11 protein-coding genes are annotated in these 9,656 nt (G+C 72.4%); 7 read left to right on the top strand and 4 right to left on the bottom strand.

The window, feature by feature from the left end:
* Nucleotides 1–9 precede the first annotated feature (9 nt).
* A complete protein-coding gene (locus tag N864_RS04815) occupies nt 10–228 on the bottom strand; it encodes a hypothetical protein (RefSeq protein WP_155892812.1) in 219 nt (72 codons plus the stop codon).
* A 157-nt stretch (nt 229–385) separates the two neighbouring features.
* Between N864_RS04815 and N864_RS04820 the strand changes: the two genes are divergently transcribed.
* The 3 genes from N864_RS04820 to N864_RS04830 all read left to right on the top strand — a co-directional run bounded on the left by N864_RS04820 (nt 386) and on the right by N864_RS04830 (nt 3,183).
* Nucleotides 386–1,798: a ferredoxin reductase family protein gene (locus N864_RS04820; protein WP_034714130.1), complete on the top strand. Its 1,413-nt coding sequence runs from the start codon at nt 386–388 to the stop codon at nt 1,796–1,798.
* A 103-nt stretch (nt 1,799–1,901) separates the two neighbouring features.
* Nucleotides 1,902–2,396: an FMN-binding protein gene (locus N864_RS04825; protein ID WP_034714112.1), complete on the top strand. Its 495-nt coding sequence runs from the start codon at nt 1,902–1,904 to the stop codon at nt 2,394–2,396.
* A gap of 10 nt (nt 2,397–2,406) precedes the next feature.
* A complete protein-coding gene (locus N864_RS04830; protein ID WP_034714113.1) occupies nt 2,407–3,183 on the top strand; it encodes an FAD:protein FMN transferase in 777 nt (258 codons plus the stop codon).
* A gap of 25 nt (nt 3,184–3,208) precedes the next feature.
* Here N864_RS04830 and N864_RS04835 read toward each other — a convergent pair whose 3' ends face one another.
* The 3 genes from N864_RS04835 to N864_RS04845 all read right to left on the bottom strand — a co-directional run bounded on the left by N864_RS04835 (nt 3,209) and on the right by N864_RS04845 (nt 7,177).
* Entirely contained in the window at nt 3,209–5,188 is a 1,980-nt protein-coding gene (locus N864_RS04835; RefSeq protein ID WP_034714115.1) for a thioredoxin domain-containing protein, read from the bottom strand.
* Between the two features lie 70 nt (nt 5,189–5,258).
* Nucleotides 5,259–6,188: an aminoglycoside phosphotransferase family protein gene (locus tag N864_RS04840; protein WP_034714117.1), complete on the bottom strand. Its 930-nt coding sequence runs from the start codon at nt 6,186–6,188 to the stop codon at nt 5,259–5,261.
* Entirely contained in the window at nt 6,185–7,177 is a 993-nt protein-coding gene (locus N864_RS04845; RefSeq protein ID WP_034714119.1) for a hypothetical protein, read from the bottom strand. The genes N864_RS04840 and N864_RS04845 overlap by 4 nt, the downstream gene beginning before the upstream one ends.
* Before the next feature lie 113 nt (nt 7,178–7,290).
* Here N864_RS04845 and N864_RS04850 point away from each other — a divergent pair, with 113 nt between their 5' ends.
* From N864_RS04850 to N864_RS25930, 4 genes are all read left to right on the top strand, one after another.
* The gene (locus N864_RS04850; protein WP_034714121.1) at nt 7,291–7,851 is read left to right on the top strand and encodes a ribosome maturation factor RimP; all 561 of its coding nucleotides are present in this window, start codon (nt 7,291–7,293) and stop codon (nt 7,849–7,851) included.
* Nucleotides 7,851–8,855 (top strand): transcription termination factor NusA, encoded by a 1,005-nt coding sequence (gene nusA / locus N864_RS04855; protein WP_034714123.1) that lies wholly within the window; start codon nt 7,851–7,853, stop codon nt 8,853–8,855. Before N864_RS04850 ends, nusA begins: the two co-directional genes overlap by 1 nt.
* 113 nt (nt 8,856–8,968) lie before the next feature.
* Nucleotides 8,969–9,298: a YlxR family protein gene (locus N864_RS04860; RefSeq protein ID WP_240474211.1), complete on the top strand. Its 330-nt coding sequence runs from the start codon at nt 8,969–8,971 to the stop codon at nt 9,296–9,298.
* Nucleotides 9,299–9,395: 97 nt separating this feature from the next.
* On the top strand, nt 9,396–9,656 hold a 261-nt coding region (locus N864_RS25930), incomplete at its 3' end, for a translation initiation factor IF-2 N-terminal domain-containing protein (RefSeq protein WP_034714125.1).

A 9,656-nucleotide genomic window follows, 5' to 3' on the forward strand; every position in this document is an offset into this window, starting at 1 on the left:
AGGTCGAAGCTAGACGGCGACGCGGCGCTTGGTCACGTGGGCCGAGGCCCGACGCACGCCGACCAGCCGGGCCAGCTCGTCCCGTCGGGCGATGAGCGCCCGCAGCCCCTCGTCGCGCTCCGCCTCGATCGAGCCCATCATCGCGCGGGTGCGGCGAATGCCCTCCTCGACGCGTGCGAGCTCGTTGACCAACTGCCTCAGCGACCTGGAATCGGTCCTGTCCACCATGTGCCGCCCCATTCAGATGATGGCCGCGGCGTACCTCGTGCCGCGGTCCTGCGCCATACCTACCCACTTCTGCTGAGAACACGCTGGGGAACTGCTCACACGCGCGCCCGGATCTCTTCACAGCCGACGGACAGGTGACGCCCCGATGCTCATCGTCATGACGAGCCCGACGCTGTCTCCGCGGACGCTGCCCGGCAAGGCCCCGCGGGGAGTGCGTGGTGGGCCGACCCCGCTGTGGTGGCGCGACCTCTCCGGTGCCACCGGCTGGGCCGTGGTGCTGTTCGTCGTCGCCCTCTGGGTCCACGAGGGCGGCCTCACCGACCTCGCGGGCTGGGGGAATGGCCTGACCAGCCTGGGCCGGCTGGCTGGCCTGCTCGCCTCGGTGCTCCTGCTCATCCAGGTGGCCCTGATGGCGCGCATCCCCGTGGTCGAGCAGGCGTGGGGGCAGGACGAGCTGGCCCGCGTCCACCGGGTCGTCGGGTTCACCTCGATCTGGTTGATGCTGGCCCACATCGGCCTGACCACCCTCGGCTATGCCGACGGCACCACGCTCGGGGTCGTCGGCACGTTCCTCGACCAGGTGCTGCACTCCGGGGGCATGCTGCTGGCCCTCGCCGGGACCGTGGCGCTGCTCATGGTCGTCGTGACGTCGGTGCGCCGCGCGCGGCGCCGGCTGCGTTACGAGTCGTGGCACCTGCTGCACCTCTACGCGTACCTCGGGGCGGGCCTGGCCCTGCCGCACCAGCTCTGGACGGGCACAGACTTCCGTGCGAGCACCGTCTCAACGGTCTTCTGGTGGGGCCTGTATGCCGCTGTGCTCGCCGCCGTCGTCGTCTTCCGCGTGCTCCTCCCGCTCATCCGCACCCGCCGCCACCGGCTCGTCGTGGGCCGCGTCGTGCACGAGGCTCCCGGGGTGGTGTCGGTCCACGTCGTGGGCCGCGACATGCACCGGCTGCCGGTGCGCGCCGGCCAGTTCTTTCAGTGGCGCTTCCTCGACGGGCAGGGCTGGACCCGCGCGAACCCCTACTCGCTGTCCGCGGCCCCCGACGGGCGGGCGCTGCGGATCACCGCCCGCGTCGTCGGCGACTCCACGGACCGGTTGACCCGGCTGCGTCCCGGGGTGCCGGTCGCCATCGAGGGGCCGTACGGCCGGCTGCACGAAGGCGTCGCGACGAGCGAGCGAGCCGTGCTCATCGGGGCGGGAATCGGCATCACTCCGCTGCGGGCCCTGCTCGAGTCCCTGCCGGCGGGCCGGGACCGCACGGTGCTGATCCAGCGGGTCCGCTCCGGCGAGGACGTGCTGGGGGCCGAGCTCGAGGACCTGGCCCGCTCGCGCGGCGCCCGGCACTACGTCCTGGCCGGGCCCCGGATCAAGGACCGCACCAGCTGGCTGCCCGAGCAGTACTCGCTGTGGGCCGACGCGACGGCACTGCGCCACCTCGTGCCCGACATCGCCGAGCGCGACGTCTACGTCTGCGGACCGACCCCCTGGATGGATGCCGTCGTGGCGGCGGCACGCGACTGTGGCGTGCCCGACGCGGCGGTCCACACCGAGCAGTTCGCCTACTGACCCCCGGCCCGACGATCCGGCAGTCGCCGGACCCGACGGAGCACCGGACAGCGTCGTCCGGCCCGATCCCCACCCCTCGACACCTCCCTCGACAGGAACACCGATGAGACGCATTGTCTACTGGGCGATGAGCACGCTGACCGTGCTCGTCCTGCTGCTGAGCTATCCCACGTCCCGGAACGCGACGGCGGTGTCGGCCGAGAGCCGGCGGCTCGCGGTCCCGACGGTGCCCGCCAGCGGCGGCTCCTCCCCGTCGGCGGCGGGCACCTCGGATGGAGCGTCGAGTGGTTCGACGGGTGGTTCCCCTGGTGGTGCCACGGGGACCCGAACGGTCACGGGCGACGCGATCATGACCCGCTACGGCAATGTCCAGGTCCAGATCACGGTGACCAATGGCAAGATCACCGCCGCCGATGTCACCCAGATCCCGTGGCAGGACCGGCACGACCAGGTGATCAACTCGCAGGCCGTGCCGATCTACAACGACGAGGCGGTTCAGTCCCAGTCGGCGCAGATCGACGTCGTGTCGGGTGCCACCTACACGTGGGACGGCTACACGCAGTCGCTCCAGTCGGCCATCGACAAGGCGAACCTGTGAGGAGCGCGGCATGAGTCTCGGGGCCGTTTCTGCCCACCGGCCGCCGGCGCGGCGGGGCTGGGTGGAGCACATCATGGGGATGCCGATCAGCGTCCACCTCAAGGGCGCCGACGTGCACGGCCCCGACGCTGCGGAGGCGGTGTCAGCGGCCTACGCCTCGCTGCGCGAGATGGACCGCGTCTTCTCCACGTACCGGCCCGACTCGGACGTCATGCGGCTGCGTCGGGAGGAGGTGACCCTCGGCGGGTGCAGCCCGCTCGTCCGGGAGGCGTGGCGGCTCGGCGAGGAGGCGCAGCGCGTCACCCACGGGGCGTTCACCACGCTGCTGCCCGTGGGCGGGGGCGAGTTCGCCTTTGACCCGACCGGCCTGGTCAAGGGCTGGGCCGTCGACCGGGCGGCAGCCGCGCTGGCGCAGCTGCCGGACACGTCGTTCTGCATCAATGCCGGTGGCGACCTCGTCGTCGGAGCGCACCCGGAGCTACCCCAGGAGGGCGATGGCGCGATCCGGTGGACCGTGGGCATCGAGGACCCGCGTGACCGCACGGTGATCGCGCGCACCGTGGAGCTGACCCACGGCGCCGTGGCCACCTCGGGCACGGCGGCCCGGGGGGCGCACCTCTACGACCCCGCCTCGGGACAGATGGTGGGCCGGTCCGGCTCGGTCACCGTGATCGGCCCGACCCTCGTGTGGGCCGACATCTGGGCGACCGCACTCTTCGTCGGGAGCGCCGCGACGCAGGAGGCGTTCCAGCGCTCCGCCCCGGGCTACACGTTCTTCCGGCTCTGACGCGCTGAAGCGCGCGGCGCGGTGGTCAGTCGCGGCCCAGGAGGCGGCGCAGGTCCTCGACCTCGGTCACGGGGGCGTCACAGACGAAGCCGCGGCAGACGTACGCCGCGGAGCAGCCCCGGACGAGCGGCCGGCCCTCGAGGAGCGGGACGTCTGGGCTGTCGGGGCCACCGGCCGCGAGGACGAGACCAGGACTCGTCGAGGCCCGCACCACGGAGAGCATCTCGGCGGCGACCTCATCGGCACCGACCACCGCCACCTCGAGCGGACCGGCGGCGAGGGCCTCGGCGACCGCGAGGCTCCACCCGGCGAACCTGGGATCGCGGGCGGCGAGTGCACCGGCCGCGTCGACGGCGCGGCGGCCCGCCTCGAGATGCGAGGCGCTGCCGGTCAGCGCCCCGAAGGTCACGAGCGCGCCGGCCAGGGCTGACTGCCCCGACGGCTCCGCGTTGTCCGAGCCGGACCTTGGCCGCAGATAGAGCTGTTCGGCGTCCGAGGCGGTGTCGTGGAACCCGCCGTCGTCATCGCCGAAGCGCTCCAGTGCCTGGTCCAGCAGCTCGCCCGAGCTGCGCAGGTAGCGGGCGTCACCGGTGGCCTGGTGCAGGGCGAGCAGCCCTTCTGCGAGGTTGCCGTAGTCGTCGGCCACCGCCTCGGCTGTGCTCACCCGGCCCGCGAGGGACGAGCGTCGCAGCCGCCCGTCGAGCAGATGCGTGCCCAGGACGAGGTCGGCACCCTGCCGCGCGGCGCGCACCCAGTCGGGTCGGTCGAGGGTGGCGCCGGCCTCGGCGAGAGCGGCGATCGCGAGGCCGTTCCACGACGTGACGACCTTGTCGTCCCGTGGCGGCTGGGGTCGGTGGCCGCGGTCCCGGAGGAGCCGGCTCCGGATCCCGGAGAACCACTCGGCGTCCGCTGGGTCTTGGGGCAGCTGCAGCGTCGACGTGCCGTGCTCGAAGGTGCCCTCCGGCGTCACCCCGAGGACCGCCGCGACCGCGCGCCCGTCCTCCTCGCCGAGTGCCTCCGCGAGCTGGTCCGGTGTCCACACGTAGGTCAGGCCCTCGCGGCCCTCCGTGTCGGCATCGAGCGAGGCTGCGAACCCACCCTCCCCGGTGCGCAGGTCCCGCAGCAGGAACTCGGCAGTCTGCTCGACCACGCGGAGGGCAATGGCGGAGCCGGTCGCCTTCCACCAGTGCAGGTAGACCCGCAGCAGGAGGGCGTTGTCATAGAGCATCTTCTCGAAGTGGGGCACGACCCAGGAGGCGTCGACGGAGTAGCGGGCGAAGCCCCCGCCGAGCTGGTCGTAGATGCCTCCGCGCGCCATCGCCTCGAGGGTCCGAGCTGCCATGTCGAGCGCCATCGCAGCGCCGGTCCTGGCGTGGTGCCGCAGGAGGAACTCGAGCACCATCGAGGGCGGGAACTTCGGCGCGCCGCCGAACCCGCCGTTGGCGTCGTCGAAGCTCGTCGCGAGCCGCGCCACGGCGGTGGCGAGGACCTCCTCGCCGATGTGTGCCGTCTCTGGCGCGCTGCTTGCCTGCGCCAGAGCGGTCGCGATGTGGGTGCCGCTCGCCCTCACCTCGGCCTCCCGAGCGCGCCACGCATCGTCGATCGCGGCGAGCAGCCGCACGAACTGCTGGCGCGGGAAGTAGGTGCCGCAGAAGAAGGGCTCGCCCTCAGGCGTGAGGAAGCAGGTCATCGGCCAGCCGCCGCTGCCCGTCGTCGCCGTGGTCGCGGCCATGTAGACCACATCGACGTCGGGTCGCTCCTCGCGGTCCACCTTGATCGAGACGAACCGGTCGTTCAGCAGGGCCGCGACGTCCTCGTCCTCGAACGACTCGTGCGCCATGACGTGGCACCAGTGACAGGCGGCGTAGCCCACGCTGAGCAGGATCGGGACGTTGCGGTCGCGGGCTTCGGCGAAGGCGGCCTCGTCCCACTCCTGCCAGTGCACAGGGTTGTCGGCATGCTGGCGCAGGTAGGGCGACGTGGCGTCCTTCAGACGGTTGGCCATGCCGCCACGCTACGCGGCTGGCGCTCACCCCGGCCTCGCTCCTTCGTCGCTCGGGTCCTCACGCCTTGGCTCAGTCGTTCATGGCCTTGATGATCATCACCGCCAGGCTCACCCGGTCGTGCCCGTCCGGGTCCTGCGCCGCCTCCACCGCGTTGTCGGCTTCCCGCACGATCGTCCAGGCCCGAGCCCGGCCCTCGTCGATGCCGGCGCGCTCGCAGATGATCTCGAGTCGGCGCCGCAGTGCCCACCGGATCTCCGAGCCGGTCCCCAGCTCGTCCGCCCGGTTCCACAGCGACGGTGCGACCTCGAAGGCCGGGTCGCCGGCCATCGGCTTCGGGTCGATCACGAGCCAAGGCGCTCGGTAGGCGCCGAGCACGTTGCCGTAGTGCAGGTCGGTGTGGAGCAGCCGATCCTCGACGGGGGGACGCGTGACGAGCTCACGGGCGAGCGCCGCGGCCTGGTCGAGGTAGCGCCGTGGCATGACGGGTGGTGCCGCCCGCAGCTCGACGGCCTGGCGCTCGGCATAGTCGACGAGGCGAGGCAGCCGGGGATGGGGCGGGCGCCGGAGCGTGCCGAGCAGGCCACCGATGACCTCGCAGGCGGTGTCGACGTCGACGCGGTGCAGGTCGCGGTGGTGCAGGTGCTCGAGGAGCATCGCGAAGCGGGTGGGGTCCGCCCGGTAGAGCCGGACCGCGCCGTGGCCGTTCCAGACCTGCAGCGCGAGGGCCTCGGTCGCCGCCTCCGGGTGCGGCCAGCTGACCTTGAGGACCGCCTCCTCGCTGACGCCGGCCAGTTCGCGGTGCGAGCCGAGCAGCCGGACCGGCAACGCGATCGAGCAGACGCCGGTCATGGCCTGACCGATGGGCTCCAGCTCCCACTCCGCGAGCAGGTCGGCGAGCAGGCGCGGCAGGTCGTCGACCCAGTCCTCACCCGAGACGTACCCGTCGGCCGGGTAGCTGCTGACCCGCTGCACGAAGTGCGCGGGGATGAGGTGGATCACGAACGTGGCCCTCCGCTGGTGCCGGGGAACGCGGTGAGAGGTATGCCGTGCGCCGGGCCGAGCGCCTGGACGCGGGCACTCCACGCGGCCACGTCCTCGAGCCCCGTCGCGGACCGGGCGAGGGCCACCAGCTGTGGCGTCGCGCCGATGGCGCGCCTCAGCAGGTCCCTCGCGAGCCGCGCCGCCGCCTGGGGCGTCGTCACGGCATACGGCAGCTGCCAGCCACCGGGCAGGGCCCGGCCCGGCAGGCCGGGACCGACGTCGTCGAGGAGGGCGTGAAGCGCATCGAGCGTCGTCAGGGCGGCCGTGCGGGCCGCTCCCGTCGACTGGGCGGCCACCACCTCGAAGCCGTAGACGAGGGGCGCGGTGCGCTCGAGGAGGGCGGCGTGGACCGCCTGAGGGCTCTGGCCCTGGGGCGCCACGGCTGCGCCGAGCCGGACAGCGGCGGCGAGTCGAGCGGACGTGGCGGACAGCAGGATGAGGCGGGTGTCGGTGTGCGACCCGGCCAGTGACTCCCACCGCCCGGTCGGCAGCTCGGCCAGCACGGCTCCCAAACGTCCCGGTCCGGTGGCGGCGTCGGGCGCCGCGGTGGTGCTCGCCGTCGCGCCCGACACGGGGGCGGTGTTGATCACGGCCGTCGGGACGCCGGCGTTGGTCAGCCGTCCGGTCAGGACGACGTCCTGCTCCCGGAGGACCCGGACCGCGTCCCGCACCGCGGCGTGCGCGGCTTCCGCAGCCGGGAGTGCCTGCGCCTGCGCGACGAGGACCCGGACGTCCCGGACGAAGCCGACGAGCAGGTCCTCGTCCGCGACCTTCTCCCGCGTGGGCACCGGCGGTGGGGGCTGCGGCAGGTCGAGCCGCACGCCGCAACCGGCCAGCAGGCCCAGCGAGGCAACCACGCCGGTGAGCACGGCGCGGCGCGGCACCCCGACGGGTTCCCGCTCCCGGGAGTGGCACGGCCCGACTCCCGCCGTGCCGCCCGAATCCATGGCCAGATCATGGCATGCCCCGCTCGCGGGGCAGGGACGGCACGGGTTCCCCTAGAGTTGTGCTCACACGTGCCCACGGGCACTCATTCGAGAAGAGCAGGAGGCAGGGTCACATGAGTGCGGCCGATCAGGTGAGGGAGTCGCTCGAGCCGGTCATCGCACCCCTCGGCCTCGTGATCGAGGACGTCACCGTGTCTCCCGCGGGCAAGCGGCGCGTCGTGCGGGTGCTCGTCGACACCGACGTTCGCGGCATCGCCGTCGCGGACACGAGCAGCGTCGTCGAGCCGCTCTCCCTCGACCGGGTCGCCGAGGCGACCCATGCGGTGAGTGACGCGCTGGACGCGTCCGCGGCGCTGGGTGACGCGCCATACGTCCTGGAGGTGTCCTCGCCCGGGGTGGGACGCCCGCTCACCACTCGTGACCAGTTCCGACGCAACGTCGGCCGTCTCATCACGGTCGAGCACGCCGGTGGGGAGGTCACCGGGCGCCTCGTTGCCGTGGGCGCCGACACCCTGACCCTCGAGGTGCCTGCAGCCAAGAAGTCCCCGGAGCACTCCGTCTCCGTCGACCTCGGCGACGTCCGCAAGGGCACCGTCCAGGTCGAGTTCACGCGGAGCGACCACGACGAACCAGAGGCATCGGACGACTCGTCGGATGCGGAGGAGGAGAGCTGATGGACATCGACCTGGCTGCGCTGAGAGCCCTCGAACGCGAGCGCGACATCAGCCTCGAGGTGCTCATTCCCGCGATCGAGCAGGCGCTGCTCGTGGCCTACCACCGCACCGATGGCAGCTACCGGATCGCGCGGGTCGAGCTGGACCGCAAGTCCGGGCACGTCACGGTGTGGGCACGCGAAGAGGGCGAGCTGTTGCCCGCGGAGGAGGGCGAGCGCCCGGAGCGCGGCGAGCCGGGCCCCGAGTTCGACGACACCCCCGAGGGGTTCGGCCGGATCGCCGCATCGACCGCCCGCCAGGTCATCGTGCAGCGCCTGCGCGACCTCGAGGACGAGGCGGTGCTCGGCGACTTCAAGGGCCGGGAGGGCGATGTCATCTCGGGCGTCGTCCAGCAGAGCCAGGACCCCCGCAACGTGCACGTCGACTTCGGCGCGGTCGAGGGGCTCCTCCCGCTCGCCGAGCAGGTGCCGGGGGAGAGGTACACCCACGGCGAGCGAGTGCGCTGCTACGTCGTCAGCGTGAAGCGCGGCCCCAAGGGGCCGCAGGTCGGGCTGTCTCGCACCCACCCCAACCTCGTCCGGCAGCTGTTCCGGTTCGAGGTCCCGGAGATCGCGGATGGCACGGTGGAGATCGCCGCCCTCGCACGGGAGGCCGGCCACCGCACGAAGATCGCCGTCCGCTCCACGATCCCGGGAGTCAACGCCAAGGGCGCCTGCATCGGGCCCATGGGTGCCCGCGTGCGGGCTGTCATGACCGAGCTGCGTGGGGAGAAGATCGACATCGTCGACTACTCCGACGACCCCGCGCGCTTCGTCGCCGCGGCGCTCAGCCCCGCCCGGGTCCAGGCCGTCGAGATCGTCGACCCGGTCGCGCGCACGGCCCGCGTCACGGTCCCCGACTACCAGCTCAGCCTGGCGATCGGCAAGGAGGGGCAGAACGCCCGTCTCGCCGCGAAGCTCACCGGCTGGCGCATCGACATCCGGCCGGACACCGAGCACGAGTGACACGGCGAGCGCCACACCGTCGCACCAGCCGGTCAGCGAGCACGACCCCACACGCGGTAGACTTGTCTGTGGCCGACCGGTCTGGACTCCGCGCTGAGCCGTCCCGCACCTGTGTGGGATGTCGACGCACGGATAGCTGGTCGGCACTGCTGCGAGTCGTCGCGGATCAGGCGAAGGACGAGAGACCCCTCGATGGGCCGATCATCCTCCGCCCCGACCCGGGACATCGGATGCCCGGGCGGGGTGCGTGGTTGCACCCGACACCCGAGTGCTTCGAGCTGGCGGTGCGCCGGAAGGCGTTCGGTCGTGCCCTGCGCCTGCAGGCCGCGGTCGACCTCCACGCCGTCGCCCACCACGTCGGGGCCCACCCGCAGCACGCGGTCGTCGCACTCGCGCCGACCATCACGTCAGAAGAACGGTCAAACGCACATGAGGCGGGTTGAAACGCGATGAGCACCCGATGAGTACTCAGCGATGAGCAAGCCCCAGTTGTAACGACGGTTCGACCACTCCTGTCGGTCGGGCCGAGACAGGAGAAATGTGGCCAAGGTCCGAGTCTACGAGCTCGCCAAGGAGCTCGGAGTCGAGAGCAAGGTTCTGCTCGCACACCTCAAGAGCCAGGGAGAGTTCGTCCGGTCGGCGTCGTCGACCATCGAGCCCCCCGTAGTCCGCAAGATCAAGGAGACGTTCCCGCAGGAGCACGCTGCGGCCAGCGGGAAGCCAGCCGCCCGGAAGACGGCCAAGAGCGCGCCGTCCGCGCCGGCCAGGGCCGAGGCAGCCGCTCGGCCGAGCGCGCCGGCA

Origin of the sequence: Intrasporangium chromatireducens Q5-1 (assembly GCF_000576575.1) — a bacterium.
Taxonomy (GTDB): domain Bacteria; phylum Actinomycetota; class Actinomycetes; order Actinomycetales; family Dermatophilaceae; genus Intrasporangium_A; species Intrasporangium_A chromatireducens.

What these genes read in the sequence shown, in the direction of transcription:
- N864_RS04815 (WP_155892812.1), bottom strand. Translation starts at nt 228, where the DNA reads ATGGTGGACAGGACCGATTCCAGGTCGCTGAGGCAGTTGGTCAACGAG.
- N864_RS04820 (WP_034714130.1), top strand. Translation starts at nt 386, where the DNA reads ATGACGAGCCCGACGCTGTCTCCGCGGACGCTGCCCGGCAAGGCCCCG.
- N864_RS04825 (WP_034714112.1), top strand. Translation starts at nt 1,902, where the DNA reads ATGAGACGCATTGTCTACTGGGCGATGAGCACGCTGACCGTGCTCGTC.
- N864_RS04830 (WP_034714113.1), top strand. Translation starts at nt 2,407, where the DNA reads ATGAGTCTCGGGGCCGTTTCTGCCCACCGGCCGCCGGCGCGGCGGGGC.
- N864_RS04835 (WP_034714115.1), bottom strand. Translation starts at nt 5,188, where the DNA reads ATGGCCAACCGTCTGAAGGACGCCACGTCGCCCTACCTGCGCCAGCAT.
- N864_RS04845 (WP_034714119.1), bottom strand. Translation starts at nt 7,177, where the DNA reads ATGGATTCGGGCGGCACGGCGGGAGTCGGGCCGTGCCACTCCCGGGAG.
- N864_RS04850 (WP_034714121.1), top strand. Translation starts at nt 7,291, where the DNA reads ATGAGTGCGGCCGATCAGGTGAGGGAGTCGCTCGAGCCGGTCATCGCA.
- nusA (WP_034714123.1), top strand. Translation starts at nt 7,851, where the DNA reads ATGGACATCGACCTGGCTGCGCTGAGAGCCCTCGAACGCGAGCGCGAC.